Genomic DNA, 19,178 nt, shown 5'->3' with positions numbered 1-19,178 from the left:
GCGGACGAAGGGACTTGAACCCTTACGCCTTGCGGCACTAGATCCTAAGTCTAGCGCGTCTGCCGTTCCGCCACGTCCGCAAAACCTGCATGACCCAACTGGTTACCTGCGCCAGCATTCGAGTTGGAGCCCGCCCACCTATGCTAACCCAAGCCGGCTCTGGCTAACCCGGCAGCTGGGCAACAGCAACCTTCAGATCATCTGTGGCGTCCAGAACCACCCAACCTTGCCCCACCGCCCGCTTCCACAGCTCAAAGTGGAGGTGCGGCCCAGTTACCGCTCCGGTCGCCCCCACATAGCCGATGACGGATCCCCGCTCTACCACTTCCCCCGGTGTTACAGCAACTTCGGACATGTGGCCATAGCGAGTGCGCCGACCGCCGGCATGCTCCAGCACAACGGTGATCCCTAGACCCCCCAGGGATCCCGAAGTGACCACCTTGCCGCTTAAAGAGGCCAAGATCGGCGTGCCCATGCTGGCCCCCAAATCCACCCCGGCATGAAACTCTGGCTCTCCGCGGATGGGGTGAATTCGCATGCCAAATCCAGAAGTAATCGGCACCGGGTGAGGTAGGGGGTAGAGCAGTCGTTCGTCACCTGCCGCCAGTTCAGGCAACCTTGGCGTTTGCGGTTCAGGAGCTTGGGGCTGGCTGGGATCCTCGATGCGAATCTCTTGGCCGGGGGCGAGAATGATGCGGCGACCGGAGCTGCGTTCCATCAGCACCACCGGCACCCCACCTTCAGGCTGAGCATGGGGAACCCGGTCATGGTTCTTCTGGGGCTCAATCACGATCTCACGGCCCATGACCGTCTCTGTGCGGGTTTCTGCCTCAAGGGTCGCAGGGCTGCCCTCTCGTAAAGGAATGGCTCCATCCAGCAGCAGGGCTGCCGCCCCAGGCGTGTCCAGGGCCGGTTCCACCACAGGCGGCGGGGGCAGAGGGGTTGGTTGGGTCTGGGCCAGCAGAGCAGTGGGATAAAACCAGAGCAGAGCCAGCCCCAGCTTCAGCCAAAAGCGCAGCCGCCGAGCTCGGGGGGAGAAAAGGCGCGCTGCCATAACCAAAAGCTTCATCACCGAGTTCAACACAGGCCACATAAAAAACACAAGAGAAATTACAGGCTATCGCCCGCCGGCATGTGATAGCTCAAGCGAACTTGGTCGGGTGTAAGCGTCCGGATGGATTGCTGCTGTTGCAGATGTCGCTCCCCTTGTGTTTGTACTCGCACCCTTCCATCCTCGGCAAGGCCCAAGATCGTGAGGCTAGTCCCCCTTTCGAGCCATTGGACTTGCGGCTTGACCATCCAGGCTTCGTACTCTGAGCGAACGGGGGCAAATCCCCCTTGCAACCAGACGTGGAATCCCCGCTCCATCCCCTGCAGAACCCAGCCGGCAATCTCGGTGCGGTCGAGTGAGCGGTGCAGAGGGGATCCCAAAATTTGGGCTAAGGTGATCGCCCCAACGGGAACGGGGTTGTTGACATTCACCCCCACACCGGCCACCAACCCCAGCAGTTGCCCGCTCCCCCCAAAGCGGCTTTGTACCAGGATCCCCCCCAGCTTGAGCAGAGAATCTGGGTGCTGCTCATCTACCACCACCAAATCGTTGGGCCATTTCAGCCGCAGCGGGATCCCAAGGTTTTGCCGTAAACGGCCCGCAATGCCCCAGCCCAAGGCCAGGGTCAGTTCCAGCAGCGAGTAATGCAAAGGCGGGGATCCCAGCCAAACGGACAGGTATAGTCCCCCCGGCTCCGAGTGCCACACCCGCCCATGTTGACCTTGCCCAGCCCGTTGGCGGGTGCTGACCAAAACTGTGCCCACTGGCAGCGGCTGTGGGAAGCGACGGCCCCAGTCCAAGAGCAGCCGATTGGTGGAATCGGTCACCGCCACTTGCAGCAGATGGCGGCCCCACCGGCCCGTTCGGGATCCCAGCCGCGAGGGGGAAAGCATCTCCGTCCGGGATCAGCTCAACACAATATCTTCCGCCGGACGCTGGGCCAGCCGCTTGAGGTTTTGGTAGCGCAACATGTCCAGCAGATCATTGCCCGAGCGCCCCTCCAGGCGGGCCTCCACATGCAGCGCCTGCCCCAGGGCCTCCACCGCCTGCAGCCGCGGGATCCCGCGCAACACCAGGCGATCCACCGCATAGGCGTCAGCAGCCAACAGACGACGGTCATTGGTTTGGTCGCGGCGCAACTGCCAGAGGGCCAAGCCACTCAAACCACCCGAAACGGTTGCTCCCACGGGATCCTGTTGTACGGCCTCGAAGATCAAGCTCAACCCCCCCAGAGCTGCTATGGCCAGGTAAAAGTCGATCTGCCGCGACACCGCCCGACTGTAGTAGCCCACCTTGTGCAGGAACAGCCCCGCCCGCTGCAGGGGGGTAAATTGCCGCCACTCGTAGGGCTTGATGAACAGCCGCATCTGCCGTTCCCAGGGCATTTGCCGACGGCCTTTGATCACCACCGTTTGCCGTTCCGAGGCGGGCAAGATCTTCACACTCTCCCGCATACTGGCTGGCAGCAGATCCAACAGGCGCTCAATCTCCGCCTGATCCAGAACGTAGTTTTCGTAGCCGTAGTATTCCGAGTTCATGCCGGGCCTGCTCCTCAGCTTAGTCCCATCGCCTGACGCATCTCTCGCACCGCCCGATCCAGCCCCACCAGCACCGCTCGACTGATAATGCTGTGGCCGATGTTCAGCTCCTCCATGCCAGGGATCCGCGCCACTGGGCCGACATTCCAGTAGGTAAGACCATGTCCCGCATTCACCCGCAAGCCCAGTTGAAGGGCCTGTTGGCTGGCCTTTTCCAGGTGGTCAAGTTCCACCTGCCGCTGAGCTGCGGATGAGGCTTCTGCATAGCGCCCCGTGTGGAGCTCCACCCAGCGGGCTCCCACTTGGGCAGCAGCGGCAATTTGGGTCGGATCTGGGTCGATAAACAAGCTGACGGGAATGCCGGATCCCTGCAGTTGGCCGACCACATCCCTGAGGCGCGACACCTGCCCCGCCACATCCAACCCACCTTCGGTGGTGATTTCCTCCCGCCGCTCAGGAACCAAAGTGACGTAGTCAGGCTTAATCTCCAGGGCAATCGCCACCATCTCCTCGGTGGCTGCCATCTCTAAGTTGAGGTGGGTGCGCACAGTTTGCCGCAACAGCCGCACATCCCGATCTTGAATGTGACGGCGATCCTCGCGCAAGTGCACCGTAATGCCATCTGCCCCCGCCAGCTCGGCAATCACCGCTGCCGCTACCGGATCTGGCTCCACCGTGCGGCGTGCCTGTCGAAGGGTGGCAATGTGGTCGATGTTAACTCCAAGACTTAACAAGGCTTTACTGCTTTGGGTGTAGAGGAGAATACCCCTAGTATTACATTATTCAATTTACGCCGGTCAGATGAGCCAGGATGCCATGGGCCTCAGGCCGCGAGGGTGTAGGCTTTACTCTATGATCGAGTAGCGACGTCTCGCCTGTGCGGGATCCACTCCGGGCTTGCCATGACTGATCCAGATGCCTCTCTGGCGGTGGGACAACACTCCATTGTTGACCGGGCGCGAGTGCCGGCCTTAATTGCCCAGTACTTGCCGGTGGAGATCTGCATTTACTACCAAGTCGTCCCCTTGGCCCTGGATACCGACAGCCTCATCTTGGGCATGGTGGATCCCCAGGATTTGGCGGCGTTGGACTATGTGAGCAAAATGCTGGCCTATTCCCAGATTTCCGTCCAGCCAATCCCTCTCACCGCTCAGCAGCAGCAGGATTTGATTGCCTACTACTTCAGCCATCCTCCCGACCCGGCAGAGGTGGAGCGGCTGCGCCTCCAGGCCCAAGCCAACCGGGTGACTCGGGAGGTTCCTGCTCCTGCGGCGGGGCCCCCCACGCAGTTGACTCCAACCCAGCCTCCGTCCGCCCGACCAACCGCTCCGCCCGTACCCGCCGACGAATCGGAAGAGACGGTACAGCAGTTGCTCAACTCGATGCTGCGGCGGGCTTTGGATGAGAAAGCCGAGCAAATTTTCGTGGAACCTCAAGAGGGGCCTTCTTGTCGAGTGCGCTACCGCCAGCAGGGGATTTTGCGGGATCTGTTCAAAGATCTCTCCGAGTCCATACGAGCGAAGTTGATCACCGCCATGAAGCGGATGATGGCGCTGGATCCGGAGTTGATCGGGGAGCCGCAGCAGGCAGAGGTGGAGCGGATGTACCGGGGGGAGCCACTGGTGTTGCAGTTGCGCATCATACCGCAGCGCTCCAAAAGTGGCCAGACTGCCGCCTCTAGAGAAGGGGCCATCTTGAGCATCCTGCGAGGGGAAGCTCTCCAGAAATATCAACAAGGCCAGAATAACCTCCGCGTCTCTGAGACCCTAGCTTTGGCCCAACAGACCTATCAACTGCTGCAACAATTGCAAAGTGCTCTCAGCAACACAGTTGACAAGCTTAAGCAGTACCCCAGTCCGCCGCGGAGCGACTGGCCCCTGATGACGGAGGTGTTGGCAGCTATTCAAGCCCAAGCCCAGATGATCGCCATCCACCAGCAGGACTGGGAAAAACTCAATTCCGGCAGTTGACCCCCCAAAACCAGCCCCGAGCAACATCCCTTCAACGGGATCCCTCCCGCAGCAGCACCAAAATCACTCCGGCAATGATGCTGATGGTGGCACCGGCAATCAGGCTGGTGGCTAGACGTTCCAGCCGTTCCCCGATGGTTTGTGAGGTGTCGAACTTAAAAGTGAGCTTTTCGACATCACCTGAGAGCTTTTCGACATCGCCCGAGAGCTTTTCGACATCGCCCGAGAGCTTTTCAATCCGCTCCGAGAGTTTTTCGCTATCCCCTGAGAGCCGATCGATCCGCCTCAAAACTTCCTCTTGTTGTTGGGTGAGACGAGCTATTGCTTGGCTATTGGCCTCGACCAGGCGCTCGACTCGCTCTAGGCGCTCTTCTGTTGAAATCGTCATAGGGGCTAACAGTCGCGAGTACGGTACACCAAAATACCCATCCTATGCTATTGCCGGCTATTCGTCTCTCTGGCAGGGGTTTAATGGGAGGGCCTCCCATTCTGCTGCCCTGGATTGGGTGCGGTAATCTTGAGATCGTGAAGTCTTGTTCGTTAGCTTCCATGCCGTCAAAAGATCCAACTCCTCTGCCCAAGCCCCAGTTGCCATCAGGGGAAACCCCTGCCAGCTCGGGATCCCGCAGCTGGTGGCAGGCGCAACGGGAAAACCTTCTGACGGTGGTGCTGGCTCTGTTGCTGGCCTTCGGCATTCGCACCTTTGTGGCAGAGGCGCGTTGGATCCCCTCCGATTCGATGCTGCCCACTCTGGAAGAAGGGGATCGGCTGGTGGTGGAAAAGGTCAGCTACCGCTTTGGTTCGCCCAGACGAGGCGATATTATTGTTTTCAACCCTCCCGCCAAACTGAACTTCGACGGGGCCTACATCAAGCGGGTGATCGGCCTGCCGGGAGATCGCATTCGCATCGCCAACGGTGAGGTCATCATCAACGGGATCCCGCTGCGGGAAGACTACATCTATGCCCCCCCCGACTATTCTTGCCCTGGCGAGCGCTGTCCTGGAGTTCCCAATCAGGGATCCGAATTCGTGGTTCCTCCCCGCTCCTATTTTGTGATGGGGGATAACCGCAACGACAGCCAAGACTCCCATGTGTGGGGTTTCTTGCCGGAAGAAAACATCATCGGCAACACCATTTTTCGCTTTTGGCCCCCAAATCGCCTACACTTTTTCGCCCCGCCAAAATATCCTGAGCTTCTTCCAGAGGCCCAAGTGTTGGGCAACACAGCCCGGTAGAAAGCCAGCTTGACCCTGTCGGGACTGCTCAGTGCAGCCGCTCCAGCACATAGTCCACCATCTGAAACAAAGCACGACGCGCCGCAGAGTCCGGCAGGCTATACAGCGCTTCGGCAGCCCGCTGGGCGTAGTCGCGGGCCAACTGACGAGAGCGTGGGATCCCTTCGCTTTGATACACCCACTCCAGGGCCTGCTTCAGGTCTTGCGGGTTGGACAGCTCCCTGAGAATGAGCTCTCGCATCTGGGGAAATTCCTCTAGGGCAAACAGAACGGGTGCAGTGAGGTTGCCCTGGATGAGGTCGGATCCCACAGGCTTGCCAAGCGTCTCTGCCGAAGCGGTGAAATCCAGCAGATCGTCGACAATCTGAAAAGCAATGCCCAGATCCCGCCCAAAATCGAACAGGCGATCTGCCACTTCCTCGCTAACCCCGCTCAGCAGGCCAGCAGCCTTGGAACTGCCGGATATGAGGGAGGCTGTTTTGTAGAAGCTCTTGGCCAGGTAGTCTTCCATCGACACATCCGGGTCGAAGCGGGTGAGGCTCTGGCGCACCTCTCCCTCCGGCAAATCCATGATTACTTTGGAAAGGAGCTTCACTACCTCCAGGTTGTCCAGATTGGCCAAGTACCAAGCAGCTTGGCCGAAGAGGTAATCCCCCGCCAGCACGGCTATCCGATTGTCGAAGAGGGTATTCACCGTATCGATGCCCCGTCGCACATCGGCAGCGTCGATGACATCGTCGTGAACCAGGCTGGCCGTGTGGATCATCTCGGTGATCTCTGCCAAGCGCCAATGACGGGGAGTGATCTCTCCATCTGGGGTGGTGGCGCGGGCAATGAGGAGCACGATGGCTGGCCGGATCCCTTTCCCCCCCGCCGAAAACAGATGTTCGGCAGCCATGGCCAGAATGGGGTGCTTGGCACTCACCAACCGCGTTAGGTTCTGGCGTAAACGCTCCAGATCCGCTTCTACAGGGCCAAAGGGGGAGAGCACAGAGGTCATGGAGCCAAAGTATGAGAGGTTTTACAAAATTTCACATCTTTTCCTATTGTAGAGTACCCCATCGTTCCCGGGGAAAACCAGGCAGTATCATGCAAGCAGTCTTTTGCCCTTCTCATGTCGGATCCCGTTCCCCCACTTCGATCTCATTCCGTTCCGCCGCTCCCTTCAGAACCCGATTGGGAGGAGGAGTGGGAGCTGGCGCTGGAAAAGCCGCCGCTGCCTGGGCGGGCCCAGCCTCACCATCATGATCCCCAGTCTCGGCGCAAGTTGACCAACCGCTTGGCTCGCATCGAAGGGCATGTGCGTGGGATCCGCTCCATGATCGAGCAGGATCAGCCCTGTCCAGATGTGCTGCTGCAAATTGCCGCCGTCAAGGGAGCGCTGGATCGGGTGGCGCGGCTGATTTTGGACGATCACATTCGCCACTGCATCCGCCATGCCATCGAGACCGGCAATATCGAAGTGGAGCTGGAGGAGTTGCAGCGGGCTCTGGATCGCTTTATCAGCTAAGTCTCGATGGCCAGATTTAACTTGATGAAAGTCTCCCCTTGCTTGGCTCAGGGGAACGCCAAACTGGGCTGTCAATATCTGCAGCGGGGGCTGGCCGTTGTGATGCTATCTAGTACCCCAGGTCATTCAGAAGGTTGGGGGGAGGGCTGGGTATAGCGCTCCAGCAGAGATGCGCTTTTGAGTTGCCACTGCAGTCCCATGAAGGCCCAGTCGATAAACTCGTTGATCTCCTCAGCGCTGAACTGCATGGCTTTGCCGATCTCGAAAATTAGCTCCTCTTCTTTTTCCACCAGCTGGCTATTCACCACCGCCATTGCTGCCAAATCCCGCAGGATCAAGGCCCCTGCCGCATTGCGCATGGGCGGGATCCCGCTGATATCCAAAGGTGCACCTGCTTCATCGGCCAGATAGGTTTGGGCCAGTGGCGCTTCGATGCCTACCCCTTCTGCGATTTGCATGAAGAAAGAGGTTTCTTCTTCGTCCAACTGGCCATCTACTCGGGCCACCGCGATCAGGGCCTTGAGGTAGAGCTGGCGCTGCTCGTCTGTCAAATCGGCGTAGTTGATCATGGGAGTTGCTGCTGAGTGTAGGGTTTTCTCTTCAACTCTGCCATGAAGGTTGCCTTCCAAACCGGGGTCGGACATTTTCCAGTCAAGTTCCAGTCAAGCAGAAAATCGCTTAAAATAAAAAGCCTGTGTCTACCGGCCAAACGCCAAAGGCTCGGAGCGAGGCTCTGGAGCTTCAGCAGGCTTGGCGGGTCTAGGCGAACTCTTTTTTGGATTTTTTGGATCTTTACAGCTTGCGGAGCGTCCCCCAAGGAGTGGATACCCCATGGTCAAATTGCGGCTCAAGCGCTACGGAAAAAAGCGGCAACCCAGCTATCGCATCATCGCCATTGAAAGTAAAAGCCGCCGTGAAGCCCGTCCGCTAGAGGAACTGGGTTACTATAACCCGCGCACCAAGGAGACGGTTTTGCAAACGGCAGGCTTGCTGAAGTGGTTGCGTTGTGGCGCTCAGCCCACAGAGACCGTGGACAGTCTCCTCAAAAAGGCCGGCATCTACGAGATGTTGAAAGCAGGGGAAGGGGGAGTGGTTGCCTCGATTCGCATCCCGGCCATGGCCAAGCCTGAAGCTGGGATCCCTGAGGCGGCAGAAGAGGCCCCTGCAACAGAATCCGTGGCCGAGGCTGAGGTCGCCGATGTTCCCGAGTCTGAATTGAGCGAAGCTGCCACTGAGACAGCAGCGGCAGAATTAAGTCCTCCAGAAGCTGAAGTTGAAAAGCCTCAGGTTGAGGAAGCGGTTGAGGCCTAGGGTCGGCTAAGCTTGGCTTGGCCAGTTGTTCCCTCCTGTCGTCTAGCTCTCTATGCCAGACTACAAGGCTCTCGCCCATCTTTTGATCGAACCGCTGCTCAGCAGCGCCTCTCTTCAAATGGATGTGGAAACCACCTGTGGCGGGCGAAAGGTATGGCTGCGGCTGGCCTTTGACCCGAAGGATCGGGGGCGGGTATTCGGGCGGGGCGGGCGCACCCTGCAAGCGATTCGACAGGTGATGATGGCCGCAGCTCAGTTGGCAGGTCAATCTCTGTACATCGATATCTACGGAGAGGCGGGAGAGCGGAATCGGGAGGAGCGGGAATGAGCCAAATTCTCACCTTTCTGGGCAAGGGGGGCACAGGTCGGAGCACCTTGGCCGTGGCGGCAGCTCGGGCCGCAGCCCAGCAGGGGCGGCGGGTGCTGTTGGTGGGCCATCAGGCGGGGCCGGGGCTGGAAATGCTTTTGGGCGGGATCCCGCTTTCCGGCGAGCCGGTGACCATTGCTGCCAACTTGAGCGTGGTGCAGTTGCGGACAACCCAGCTGCTGGAGCAGTTCTGGACGGCGGCCAAAGAGCTGGAAGCCCGATACGTGCGCACCCCCTTTTTCCGGGAGATCTACGGCCAGGAACTGGGGGTGTTGCCGGGCATGGATCAGGCCCTGGCCCTGGAAGCTCTGCGCCGTTACGATGCCAGCGGCCAATACGACTGCATTCTCTACGATGGGCCAGGGGATCTGACCACCTTGCGAGCTTTTGGGATCCCGGAGGTGGCCAGTTGGTACTGGCGGCGAGCCTCCCAAGCTTTTTTGGGATCCGACTTGGCCAAAACCCTGCGACCCTTTGCCGAGCCCTTGTTGCGTTCGGTAAGCACCGTGGAATTTTCCTCCCTGGAGGATCTGCCAGAGCGGTTGGGGGGCATGACCAACCTTTTGGAGCAGGGACGACAGGCTATTGCCAATCCGCGCCGCGTGTTGGCCCACCTGGTGACCACCCCTGACCCGATGGCCGTGCAAACCGCCCGTTACCTTTGGGGGAGTGCTCAGATGGTGGGGCTGACGGTGGGTGGCCTCTGGGTTACCCCTCTGGCTCCGGGAGAGGTCTCGGCCGCCGATTTTTTCCCGCTGACACTACGAACACTCCCCCTGCGTCAGGGATCCGATTGGTCGGCTTTGGAAGCGGCAGTAGGAGGGATGTTCGCTGTGCCGGATGTGCCGCCGCCCGTGGCCATCGACGAGGGAGCCCGTACAGTCAAGCTGTTTATTCCCGGCTTCAGCAAGGCCCAAATCGAGCTGAGCCAGTCAGGCCCGGAGCTGACCATTACCGCCGGGGATCAGCGGCGCAATTTGTTCTTGCCCCCCAGCTTGGCAGGTCGGCAGGTGACTGGGGCCAAGTTTCAAGAACCCTTCCTGGTCATCAGCTTCGGCTAAAACGATCCCCAGTTGTTCCCCTCTGTTCGCGTTAGCGGTATGGAGTCCTTGGGAGAGAGCGATGTTGGCCAAACGGATCATTCCCTGTCTGGATGTGGCGGCAGGGCGGGTGGTGAAAGGGATCCAGTTTGTGCAATTGCGGGATGCCGGGGATCCGGTAGAGCTGGCCCAGGCTTACGATCAGGCAGGAGCCGATGAGCTGGTCTTTTTGGACATCACCGCCACCCACGAAGAGCGGGAGATCTTGCTGGAGGTGGTGCGGCGCACCGCAGAGCAGGTGTTCATTCCCCTCACGGTGGGAGGGGGGATCCGCGATCTGGAGGGGATCCGACAACTGCTGCGGGCCGGGGCGGACAAGGTCAGCCTCAACTCGGCAGCGGTTCGGGATCCTGATCTCGTGGCTCAGGCCAGCCGCTGGTTTGGATCCCAATGCATTGTGGTGGCCATTGATGCTCGCGCCAAGCCGCAGGGAGGGGGATGGGAGGTATACGTGCGCGGGGGGCGGCAGCCGACGGGCCTGGACGCGGTGGAGTGGGCCAAAAGCGTGGCCGAGCGGGGGGCAGGGGAGATTTTGCTCACCAGCATGGACGCCGACGGCACCCAGGCCGGCTATGACCTGGAGCTAACCCGGCGGGTGGCCGAGGCGGTGTCGGTGCCGGTGATTGCCTCAGGAGGAGCAGGGGAGTGTGCTCATATCCGCCAAGCTCTGCAGGAGGGAGGGGCGGAAGCGGCTCTATTGGCCTCGCTGCTCCACTATGGCCGGCTGACGATTGCGCAGATCAAAGCCGACTTGGCCGCCCACGGCATTCCGGTGCGTTGCTAACTCTGCGAGGGATCCTATGCAAGCTCAGGATCTGGCCGCTCTCTTGCCCAAGGTAAGTCGGCTGGCGGAGGCGGCAGGACAGGCTATTTTGCCCATCTACAGACAGGAGCAGCTTCAGGTAAGGGCCAAGGCGGATGCCTCTCCCCTTACAGAGGCGGATCTGGCCTCCCACCACCTGATCCTGCAAGGCCTGCAAGAGTTGACCCCAGGGATCCCGGTGCTCTCGGAAGAATCGGGCGGGATCCCTTACCCAGAGCGGCAACAGTGGGAGCGGTTTTGGCTGGTGGATCCCTTGGATGGCACGCGCGAGTTTATCGAAGGCAGCGGCCAGTTCACCGTCAACATTGCCCTTGTCGAGGTGGGGATCCCCATCTTGGGAGCTGTCCACGCCCCAGCTCTCGGCCTCACCTACAAAGCTGCCCAAAAGCTGGGGGCCTACAAAGGCGATGAGCGCATCTGGGCCCGCCCGCCCGCCCAGGCCCCTTGGCAGGTGGTGGCCAGCCGCTCCCACAGGGACTGGGAAACGGAGCAGTTTCTGGAACGGCTGCGGCGTCGCCACGGATCCCTTGAGGTTCAGCCGGTGGGCAGCGCCCTCAAGTTTTGCCTCGTGGCCGAAGGGTCCGCCCATCTCTACCCTCGCTTCGGCCCCACCATGGAGTGGGATACTGCCGCTGCCCAGTGCCTGGTGGAGCAAGCCGGGGGGAGCGTCACCGATCTGGCAGGGGATCCCTTGCGCTACAACAAGCCCGACCTGCACAACCCGCCCTTTGTAGCGGCTGCCGAAGGCATGGCCCAACTGTGGCAGAACCTGATCCCCTGAGCGAAGCCCCGGCTACATGCCCATCTCTGTGGGGTTAAAGCCATCCGGGAACTTGGTGTACTCGTCGTAGAGGGCACCGCGAAAATGGGTGTTGGTGATGATGGCTCCGCGCAGATCGGCCCCAATCCGCAGATCGGCTCGGTTCAGCTCGGCTTCGCTGAGGTCGGCCCTGAGCAATTTGGCCCGGTAGAGGTTGGCCCCCCGCAAATCTGCCTTCACCAACTTAGCCCCAATCAGGTTCACCCGTCGCAGCTTGGCTCCGCGCAGGTCGGCTCCCGAGAGATCTGCTCCCGACAAATCCGCCTCGCGCAAATCTGCCCCACTCAAGTCGGCATCCCGTAGGATAATGCCCTTCAAATTCGCGCCACTCAACTGCGCTCCACTCAGGTTGGAGCCCGAAAAATCCCGTTGGCCAGACGCATAAGCCTGCAACAGTTGCTTGGCATCCAAGAGAGGCTTGATACTTGCTGTTGTCATCGCTGTTTGTTCTCTCACAAAACCGTAGGCAAACTAACCCCAGCCCTGCCGTAAGCAGGCTGTGACCCTTTCGCAGGTTGATTACCCTCTGGGGATCCCTGCCACTCGAGGTGGAACGCTTTACTGACAGACTTTGCCCTGCTGGTCGGCAGAAGGGCTGTCAGAGTTCTTGTTGGTTAGCTTACCACCCCCCGGCCCAAACTCAGCCCGGCAAGCCTTGAGAGTCGGAGGAGAGCGACATTCCGCCTGTTAGAGCTGGTCAATCTCCTTGCGCAAATTTTCCAACTCCAGATCGACCTCGCTCTCACTTGCGGTGGAAGGTTGGCCTGAGGACTTCGCCTCCCCAGAGGGCAACTGACCCTGGATCGACGCCTTGAGCATCAGCAGCTCGTGATCTACATCCGAGCCACCCGCCTCCAAAGCGGCAAACTGGTTTTCCAAATTGTCCACCGCCAGCTCTGCCACTGCCGCCGACTGGGCCTCCAGGGAGTTCACCTTCTCCTCCATGCGCTCAAAAGCGGCAAAGGCGCTTGTGGCGTCCACCCGCCCGATGACCTGGTTGATTTGTTGAGAAGCCTTGGCGGCGCGGGCGCGAGCGATGAGCATGTCCTTTTTGGTCTTGGCCTCAGCGATCTTGCTCTCCAGCTTGGTCATGTTGGACTTCAGGATCTCCACCTGCTTAGTCTGCTCATCCAACTGCCGCTTCAGGCTTTGGGCAGTCTCGGCAAAAGTTTTCTTGCGCACCAGCGCTTCCCGAGCCAAAGCTTCGTTGTTGTTGCGCAGGGCCAACTCGGCGCGTCTTTGCCACTCATCAACACTCTGCTGTGCTTGCTCATACTGCCGCTCTATCCGCTTCTGGGCAGCAATGGCCTGGGCAACCGCTTGCCGCATCTGGTAGTGATCCTCAGACATGTCCTGAATGGTCTGGTTCAGGATTTTCTCCGGATCCTCGGCGCTGCTGATCAGCGCATTGATATTGGATCTAATGATTCGGCTGACCCGATCGAACAATCCCATCGGTTGCTTCCCCCTCTAGCGGTCTGACCTAATGCTACCCTTGCTGCTTTGATGCCTTCCAGTGCTTCTACTCCAGTATAGGGATCCATAGGGCTCCGCTGAAAAAAGCTGTAACGTTCTCTTGCCCCAATACCCTCCAGAGCCGATAATGCTTGCTTAACTTCGTTTGCTGACCGACAATCCCTGTTCTCTGATCGGGGCCATCCGCAGGTCGAAACGAAGTTGAGTTTGGCCGGTGTTGTTGGGAGTTCTCCGCCCCAAGTTCACGATTCAGGAGAGGGATCCGTGGCTCAGCGCCCGATTATTCTGGGTATTGTTGGTGATAGTGCTGCTGGAAAAACCACCCTCACCCGTGGCATTGCCCAAGTCTTGGGGGAAGAAAACGTCACTGTCATCTGCACCGACGACTACCACCGCTACGACCGCAAACAACGCGCTGAACTGGGGATTACAGCCCTCCATCCCGACTGCAACTACCTGGATATCGTTCAGCAGCACCTGACGCTCTTGCGCACCGGCCAGCCGATCCTAAAGCCCGTCTATAACCACAGCACCGGCACCTTTGACCCGCCAGAGTATGTCAAGCCCAACAAATACGTGATTGTCGAAGGGCTGCTGGGCTACTTTACCCGTGGTATGCGGGATAGCTACGATGTCAAGGTTTATTTGGCCCCTCCCGAACATCTACGCGCCCTCTGGAAGATTAAGCGAGACACCCGCAAGCGCGGATACACAGAAGAGCAAGTGCGAGAAGAGCTCAAAAAGCGCGAACCCGACTCAGAGGCTTTTATTCGTCCACAGCGCCAATGGGCCGATGTAGTGGTCACCTTTTACCCGCCGCAAGAGGGATCCAACCAAGACGAGGTATTGCTGAATGCGCGCCTGGTGCTGCGCCCCACCATTCCTCACCCAGATTTTTGGCAAATCCTCAATGCCCGCGACAATCACCTTAGCTCTGCCATTCGTTTGGATTTGGATCGGGATATGGGCAAGCCCGTCGATGTTTTGCAGATTGATGCCCATGCTACGGCCAGCCAAGTGATTGAGCTGGAGCGGATGCTCTGCAACGAAATCCCTTACCTGGGCAAGTTCTGTAGCTTAGAGGGAAACCCCAATATCGGCCAATTGATCGGCACCACCGGCGAGCTGCTCCAGAGCTATCCCCTGGCTTTGACTCAATTGCTGATCACCTACCACATGTTAAAAGCGGCCAACATCTACCAATAGAGTCCGTGGCGGCGAGGAATCCCCAGTTTCACAGGATCTGCAGGGGAGGGCTAGGCTCAGCACTGTAACCTGATCCTGGAGCAAACCTTTGTCAGCTTCTGCCAAAGACATGGGCTGTGCTGGAATTGAACCAGCGGCTCCCACCGTGTCAAGGTGGTACTCTACCACTGAGTTAACAGCCCCTACGAGCGATGCCGCTGTGCATCTGCCTGAAGGCCGGAAACAAATAATATCACATCTTAACCTGTCCCATTGGGGTCAACCTAGGTGGAGAGTGGACAGGTGCCCTATTTCAAATCAAAAAGGGGATCCGGTCAGCAACTGGTAGTGCAACACCTGGGGTGGGCGAGCAAAGTAGGGCCCGATGAGGGCACGCCAGCGGACAAAGTTTTCCGATTGGCGAAAGTTGACCAGATGGGCCTCTAGGGATCCCCACTGAACGAGCAGTAGGTATTGCTGAGGGTGCTCCAGACAGCGCTGCAGTTGGTGCCCTTGGTAGCCGTCGGTCTGCTGCAAATAGATGAAAGCTTGAGCGATGGCGGCTTCAAAGGCGGCTTCAGAGCCGGGGGTAATTTCAAACTGAGCCACCTCAAGGATGGAGGAAGCAGTCATGGGTTAGGTATGCAGGCCGCATTCGGTTTTGCTTGTGCCCTTCCAGCGTCCAGAGCGGGGATCCGCCCCTGGCTCAACAGGCGCAGTGCAGTGGAGGCAGCCGATACTAGGGTAGTGGCGATCGTGCAGGGGGTTGTAAGGGATCCCGTGGTCAAGGATGTATTTCCAAACTTGGCCATTTGTCCAGTCAGCCAGCGGGTTGAGTTTGAGGCGGTTGCGCTTGCCGTCCCACTGCACCTTGCCGATATCGGCGCGGGTGGGGGATTGTTCCCGGCGCATCCCTGTGATCCAAGTGGTGCAACCGGCCAGGGCACGATTCAAGGGTTCCACCTTGCGGATGTTGCAGCAGAGGTCGGGGTTAGAGCGATACAGTTCTGGCCCGTATTGAGCTGCCTGCTCTTCCGGGGTAAGCAAGGGCTTGAAGATCTGCAGTTGCAAGTGGGGGTAGCGCGCCAACACCTGCTCCCGCAGTTGTAGGGTTTCCGGGAAGTGAAAATCGGTGTCCAGAAAAAAAGCGCGAACACGGGGGTTAATCGCCGTGAGCAGATCGATCAGCACTAGGTCTTCCGGGCCAAAGCTACAGGCCAGCACCAGCCCATCTCCAAATTCTTCAACCGCCCAGGTGAGCAGGTCGCTTGCCGACAAAGGCTCAAACCGTTCGCTCAGGGACGCCACTTGAGGTTGATACTGCTCCCGCAGCGCTTGAGCCGCCAGCTCCCAGCGGCTAGAAGGAGAAAGGCTTGCTGTCATAGGGGGAAGACACCGAACTCGACGATTTTTGCTTCTTTTAATCTACACTAATTCGGTCAAGCTTTAGGGGTTTTGATTACCAGGCGGCAGCGGGCAGAGGGAGAGAGCGGGATCCCTTGGCCCGGAGAGGGATTTGTCCCCAGCGATCCCGTCGGATCCCCATCACCAAGCCGTGCCAGAGGGGGCTGGGATCCAATGCCGGCAACTTAACCCAGTGGTAGCGCAACACCCCTCGCCGTGGGTTCACCTCCAGCTCAAACACCCGCAGAGCCGAAACCGGCCCCACCAGAGGAGGTGCTGTCAGGTAGGGGATCCCATCGCGGACATACACCTTCGGCACATGCAGGTGGCCACTCAGCACCGCCACCACCCGTCCGTGACGGGCCAAGAGAGCGTGTAGCGCCGAGGCTGGTTCGCTGAGGAGCCGGTACTTGCGAAACAAAACCGCGTCCATTTGAGTGGGAGCAATGAAGGGCGGCTGATGGATCAGCAGGATCAGCCATTCTTCCGGCACCGTTTGCAGATGTTCGCCCAGCCAGTGCAGTTGGGAGGGGCGGAGCACGCCCTGAGGCAAAGGGAAGCGTCCCAGGCTGGCGTCGAGGGCAATCAAGCGGATCCCGGGCAGAGGGGAAAGGCTGTAATCGACGTAACCAGTGGGAGCCAGGGACAGGGGAAATTGGCTTTGGCACCAACGGATAAACTGATCTCGGTTAAAGCGTCCCTTTCTCCTCAGGGTGTCGATATCGTGGTTGCCCAGGCTGAGGTAATAGGGCACCCGCAGTTGGGCAACAATCTCCTGGAAAGATTGAAAGCTCTCCGGATCCGCTTGATCCACCAAATCCCCGGTAAACACCACGAAGTGCAGATCGGGCACCTGGTTGAGATGGGCAACGGCGGCTTCCAACTGGCGGCGGGGGGAATCGGACATCCACCAACAGCGGCACCCCGTCTCGGGCATCAGGTGGACATCTGAGACTTGAGCAAAGCAAATGCGTTGGGTTGCCATTGTTTAGGTACTTATTCACACCTCACGCCCGCATCATAGTCAATGAGGGGCCGGGGGGCTATGGGCTTCTCTTAACCTCAGCTGGGAGCCATCGGCAACTGGGGCACAGGTAGGGCTGTGAAAGGGGCGCGCAGACCGGTCAAATTGGTCTGAGAGGGTTTCCCAGGCTGTCACCCCCAACTTTTCTCCCAGCAGGATAGATTGAATGGATTGATGAGTAGCAAAGCGGTCTGTACCCTTTGCTCCATCCCATACTTCCCGGCTCTGGAAAACTGCCGGATACAGCGCTTCAACACCGACCACATCCCCTCAATCCGATTCAACTCTGGTGTATACACAGGCAAGGGAGATTGGGTTGCCAAAATCCGGTTTACCCCCTTGCCCATCAAGCTGTGGGATCCAACCGCATCAACACCTGCCCAAACTCCACCGATTGCCCATTGCTCACCAAAATCTCGGTCACCACGCCTGCCGCTTCGGCCTCGATCTCGTTCATCAGCTTCATGGCCTCGATGATGCACAGGGTTTGGCCCTTGTTCACCCGTTGGCCAACCCGCACAAAGTCAGGTTCACCTGGAGCTGGGGCGCTGTAGAAAGTGCCCACCATTGGTGACGTCACGTCTATCCAATGGCTGGGGGTGGATTTGGGAGCAGTGGGAGGAGGGGGCGCTTCTGCAGAAGCAGGAGGAGGCGCAGAGGAGACAATAACCGGACTGGCGGGGGTGGAGGAGAGCTCAGTCGGGATCCCTTTGCGCAAGGTGAGGCGAAAATCTTTGAACTCCAGAGTTAGCTCGGTAACATCGCTCTCTTGCAGAGCGGCCAGGAGAAGACGAATTTCCTGCCAATTGACAACATCCAAGGGAAGGTTCACTCCTGATGCATCACCTGTCCACAACAGAAATCCATAACCGAAAAGGAGAGGGAGAACTCACTCCCGGCCCAGATAGGTGTCGGTGCGGGTATCGACCCGAATCCGTTCTCCAACCTTGATGAACAAAGGCACCTGGATCTCAGCACCGGTCTCCAGCTTGGCCGGCTTGGTTCCCCCAGTGGCGGTATCTCCTTTCACCCCTGGATCTGTTTCCACCACTTCCAGAACAACGGTGTTGGGCAGCTCCACATCGATCACCTGCCCATTCCAGCGCAAGATTGACACTTGCATGTTTTCTTTCAGATATTTCACGGCGGAGCCAATTTGGGCGGCGGTAATTGGAGCCTGCTCATAGGTCTCCATGTCCATAAACACCAAGTTGTTCCCTTCCGCGTAGAGATACTGCATCTCGACTTTTTCGATGGTGGCTGCGGGCAGGGTTTCACCGGCGCGGAAGGTTTTCTCCACAACGTTGCCAGTCTGCATGTTTTTGAGCTTAGTGCGCACAAAGGCTGCCCCCTTGCCGGGTTTCACATGCAGGAACTCGATCACCTTGTAGGGAGCTCCGTCAATTTCTACAGAGACGCCAGGGCGCAAATCGTTGCTTGAGATCATGTCAGCAGAGGGATCCGTTGCTTAGACTTCCCAATCTTACCGTGACGATGGGGCACTCCGTTCGCGCTGGGGAGGCGGAGTCCGATTCAGCCCTCTGAGATCAATCGGGGGCTGGCGACCGTAGAGGGGCAGCACCTCCTGCCACTGAGGGCGCAATCCGGCCCGAAAATCGGCGCGGGCCAATTCTGCCAACGCCACCACAGGTGCAGGATCCACAAAATCGGCGGCATTCACGGATAGAGCTTGCGGCCACTGTCGGAGAGTTGCCTGCCAAGCCTCTTCCTCCCAGAGCCGATCGGCCACTTCTGCAGCGACACCCTCTTCTGTCACCCGATACACGCCGCCATACCACTCTTCTCGTTTGGCGTCCATCTGCACCGCCACCGTCAAGGGCTGGGGCGGGGATCCCTGCTCCTGCCACACCTGGCGGGCGAGGACGGCCAAAGCCGAGTAGCCAAACACGGGAATGCCCAGTTGCTGGCCCAGCAGACGGGCCACGCTCACCCCCAAACGGCTGCCCGTAAAGCTGCCCGGCCCCAAAGCTACAGCGATCCCAGCTATCTGCGACCAAGCCTGACCGGCCAAGAAGACTTTCAAGCAGGGGTGCAACTGCGCTGCCATCTCCCGATCCAGCCACCAGCTCTGACTGCGGGTTTCTCCCAACCCTGGCTCCAACGGCAGCAGGGCCAGGCCCAAAACGGGCGTGGTGGTGTGGATCCCTAAAATCCAGCGGACAAGCGACATGGCCTCTCTCAGGATCAAAAAAGGTGGTTGACGAAACTTAACGGATGTTTTAAGTTTAGGTTGTCAATCTTCGCGCTTCCTTAGGGAAGTTTGTCCTCATGACTACTGTTATCCAACGTCGCTCAACCAGCAACGTGTGGGAGCAGTTCTGCGAGTGGGTCACCTCCACCGA

The 19,178-nt window shown here is 59.0% G+C and carries 24 protein-coding genes and 2 tRNA genes; 9 read left to right on the top strand and 17 right to left on the bottom strand.

Going from position 1 to position 19,178, the window contains the following annotated elements:
• The 5 genes from NW828_RS10550 to NW828_RS10530 form a co-directional block, all read right to left on the bottom strand.
• Window positions 1-80: transfer RNA gene (locus NW828_RS10550), tRNA-Leu, on the bottom strand.
• Between the two features lie 83 nt (window positions 81-163).
• Window positions 164-1,054: a M23 family metallopeptidase gene (locus NW828_RS10545; RefSeq protein ID WP_414383728.1), complete on the bottom strand. Its 891-nt coding sequence runs from the start codon at window positions 1,052-1,054 to the stop codon at window positions 164-166.
• A 56-nt stretch (window positions 1,055-1,110) separates the two neighbouring features.
• Window positions 1,111-1,944, bottom strand: coding sequence for a biotin--[acetyl-CoA-carboxylase] ligase (locus tag NW828_RS10540; protein WP_414383726.1), 834 nt, complete (start codon window positions 1,942-1,944; stop codon window positions 1,111-1,113).
• 12 nt (window positions 1,945-1,956) lie between these two features.
• Window positions 1,957-2,589, bottom strand: coding sequence for a DUF3318 domain-containing protein (locus NW828_RS10535; RefSeq protein WP_011432111.1), 633 nt, complete (start codon window positions 2,587-2,589; stop codon window positions 1,957-1,959).
• Between the two features lie 14 nt (window positions 2,590-2,603).
• Window positions 2,604-3,323 carry a pyridoxine 5'-phosphate synthase gene (locus tag NW828_RS10530; RefSeq protein ID WP_414383724.1) on the bottom strand — a complete coding sequence of 240 codons (720 nt, stop codon included), beginning with the start codon at window positions 3,321-3,323 and terminating at the stop codon, window positions 2,604-2,606.
• A gap of 168 nt (window positions 3,324-3,491) precedes the next feature.
• Between NW828_RS10530 and NW828_RS10525 the strand changes: the two genes are divergently transcribed.
• Entirely contained in the window at window positions 3,492-4,559 is a 1,068-nt protein-coding gene (locus NW828_RS10525; RefSeq protein WP_414383722.1) for a hypothetical protein, read from the top strand.
• Window positions 4,560-4,590: 31 nt separating this feature from the next.
• On the opposite strand, the gene NW828_RS10520 is transcribed toward NW828_RS10525, so the two are convergent.
• A complete protein-coding gene (locus NW828_RS10520; RefSeq protein WP_414383721.1) occupies window positions 4,591-4,947 on the bottom strand; it encodes a hypothetical protein in 357 nt (118 codons plus the stop codon).
• Window positions 4,948-5,108: 161 nt separating this feature from the next.
• On the opposite strand from NW828_RS10520, the gene lepB reads away from it, so the two are divergent.
• Window positions 5,109-5,795, top strand: coding sequence for a signal peptidase I (gene lepB, locus NW828_RS10515; protein ID WP_414383720.1), 687 nt, complete (start codon window positions 5,109-5,111; stop codon window positions 5,793-5,795).
• A 28-nt stretch (window positions 5,796-5,823) separates the two neighbouring features.
• Here the strand turns inward: lepB and sds are convergent, their stop codons facing one another.
• The gene (gene sds / locus NW828_RS10510; protein ID WP_414383718.1) at window positions 5,824-6,795 is read right to left on the bottom strand and encodes a solanesyl diphosphate synthase; all 972 of its coding nucleotides are present in this window, start codon (window positions 6,793-6,795) and stop codon (window positions 5,824-5,826) included.
• Window positions 6,796-6,909: 114 nt separating this feature from the next.
• Here sds and NW828_RS10505 point away from each other — a divergent pair, with 114 nt between their 5' ends.
• Complete coding sequence (locus tag NW828_RS10505) at window positions 6,910-7,305, top strand: metal-sensing transcriptional repressor (protein ID WP_414383716.1); 396 nt, start codon at window positions 6,910-6,912, stop codon at window positions 7,303-7,305.
• Window positions 7,306-7,427: 122 nt separating this feature from the next.
• Here the strand turns inward: NW828_RS10505 and NW828_RS10500 are convergent, their stop codons facing one another.
• The gene (locus tag NW828_RS10500; protein WP_414383714.1) at window positions 7,428-7,949 is read right to left on the bottom strand and encodes a TerB family tellurite resistance protein; all 522 of its coding nucleotides are present in this window, start codon (window positions 7,947-7,949) and stop codon (window positions 7,428-7,430) included.
• 187 nt (window positions 7,950-8,136) lie between these two features.
• On the opposite strand from NW828_RS10500, the gene rpsP reads away from it, so the two are divergent.
• From rpsP to cysQ, 5 genes are all read left to right on the top strand, one after another.
• Window positions 8,137-8,616 carry a 30S ribosomal protein S16 gene (rpsP, locus tag NW828_RS10495; RefSeq protein ID WP_011432103.1) on the top strand — a complete coding sequence of 160 codons (480 nt, stop codon included), beginning with the start codon at window positions 8,137-8,139 and terminating at the stop codon, window positions 8,614-8,616.
• A 52-nt stretch (window positions 8,617-8,668) separates the two neighbouring features.
• Window positions 8,669-8,944: a KH domain-containing protein gene (locus NW828_RS10490; RefSeq protein ID WP_011432102.1), complete on the top strand. Its 276-nt coding sequence runs from the start codon at window positions 8,669-8,671 to the stop codon at window positions 8,942-8,944.
• Window positions 8,941-10,044: an ArsA family ATPase gene (locus tag NW828_RS10485; RefSeq protein ID WP_414383712.1), complete on the top strand. Its 1,104-nt coding sequence runs from the start codon at window positions 8,941-8,943 to the stop codon at window positions 10,042-10,044. The genes NW828_RS10490 and NW828_RS10485 overlap by 4 nt, the downstream gene beginning before the upstream one ends.
• 61 nt (window positions 10,045-10,105) lie before the next feature.
• On the top strand, window positions 10,106-10,867 hold the full coding sequence (hisF, locus tag NW828_RS10480) for an imidazole glycerol phosphate synthase subunit HisF (RefSeq protein ID WP_414383710.1): 762 nt from the start codon (window positions 10,106-10,108) through the stop codon (window positions 10,865-10,867).
• Window positions 10,868-10,883: 16 nt separating this feature from the next.
• On the top strand, window positions 10,884-11,687 hold the full coding sequence (cysQ, locus tag NW828_RS10475) for a 3'(2'),5'-bisphosphate nucleotidase CysQ (RefSeq protein WP_414383708.1): 804 nt from the start codon (window positions 10,884-10,886) through the stop codon (window positions 11,685-11,687).
• Window positions 11,688-11,699: 12 nt separating this feature from the next.
• Here cysQ and NW828_RS10470 read toward each other — a convergent pair whose 3' ends face one another.
• Together NW828_RS10470 and NW828_RS10465 are read right to left on the bottom strand one after the other, a co-directional pair.
• Complete coding sequence (locus NW828_RS10470) at window positions 11,700-12,164, bottom strand: pentapeptide repeat-containing protein (RefSeq protein WP_011432098.1); 465 nt, start codon at window positions 12,162-12,164, stop codon at window positions 11,700-11,702.
• Between the two features lie 249 nt (window positions 12,165-12,413).
• Window positions 12,414-13,181 (bottom strand): PspA/IM30 family protein, encoded by a 768-nt coding sequence (locus tag NW828_RS10465; protein ID WP_414383706.1) that lies wholly within the window; start codon window positions 13,179-13,181, stop codon window positions 12,414-12,416.
• A 285-nt stretch (window positions 13,182-13,466) separates the two neighbouring features.
• On the opposite strand from NW828_RS10465, the gene NW828_RS10460 reads away from it, so the two are divergent.
• The gene (locus NW828_RS10460; protein WP_414383704.1) at window positions 13,467-14,408 is read left to right on the top strand and encodes a phosphoribulokinase; all 942 of its coding nucleotides are present in this window, start codon (window positions 13,467-13,469) and stop codon (window positions 14,406-14,408) included.
• A 110-nt stretch (window positions 14,409-14,518) separates the two neighbouring features.
• Here the strand turns inward: NW828_RS10460 and NW828_RS10455 are convergent.
• The 7 genes from NW828_RS10455 to tsaB all read right to left on the bottom strand — a co-directional run bounded on the left by NW828_RS10455 (window position 14,519) and on the right by tsaB (window position 19,006).
• Window positions 14,519-14,590 (bottom strand) — tRNA-Val (locus tag NW828_RS10455).
• Window positions 14,591-14,705: 115 nt separating this feature from the next.
• On the bottom strand, window positions 14,706-15,020 hold the full coding sequence (locus NW828_RS10450) for an antibiotic biosynthesis monooxygenase family protein (protein ID WP_414344235.1): 315 nt from the start codon (window positions 15,018-15,020) through the stop codon (window positions 14,706-14,708).
• Window positions 15,021-15,023: 3 nt separating this feature from the next.
• Entirely contained in the window at window positions 15,024-15,770 is a 747-nt protein-coding gene (locus NW828_RS10445) for a phosphoadenylyl-sulfate reductase (protein WP_011432094.1), read from the bottom strand.
• Between the two features lie 76 nt (window positions 15,771-15,846).
• Window positions 15,847-16,776 (bottom strand): metallophosphoesterase family protein, encoded by a 930-nt coding sequence (locus NW828_RS10440; protein WP_011432093.1) that lies wholly within the window; start codon window positions 16,774-16,776, stop codon window positions 15,847-15,849.
• Window positions 16,777-17,161: 385 nt separating this feature from the next.
• Window positions 17,162-17,635: an acetyl-CoA carboxylase biotin carboxyl carrier protein gene (gene accB / locus NW828_RS10435; RefSeq protein WP_414383730.1), complete on the bottom strand. Its 474-nt coding sequence runs from the start codon at window positions 17,633-17,635 to the stop codon at window positions 17,162-17,164.
• A 69-nt stretch (window positions 17,636-17,704) separates the two neighbouring features.
• The gene (gene efp / locus NW828_RS10430) at window positions 17,705-18,262 is read right to left on the bottom strand and encodes an elongation factor P (protein ID WP_011432091.1); all 558 of its coding nucleotides are present in this window, start codon (window positions 18,260-18,262) and stop codon (window positions 17,705-17,707) included.
• A 36-nt stretch (window positions 18,263-18,298) separates the two neighbouring features.
• Window positions 18,299-19,006, bottom strand: a complete 708-nt coding sequence (gene tsaB, locus NW828_RS10425) for a tRNA (adenosine(37)-N6)-threonylcarbamoyltransferase complex dimerization subunit type 1 TsaB (RefSeq protein ID WP_414383701.1) — start codon at window positions 19,004-19,006, stop codon at window positions 18,299-18,301.
• Between the last annotated feature and the right edge of the window lie 172 nt (window positions 19,007-19,178).

Origin of the sequence: Synechococcus sp. W55.2, from assembly GCF_047461635.1 — a bacterium.
Classification (GTDB): Bacteria; Cyanobacteriota; Cyanobacteriia; order Thermostichales; family Thermostichaceae; genus Thermostichus.
This window is presented reverse-complemented; position numbering and strand designations above follow the sequence as displayed.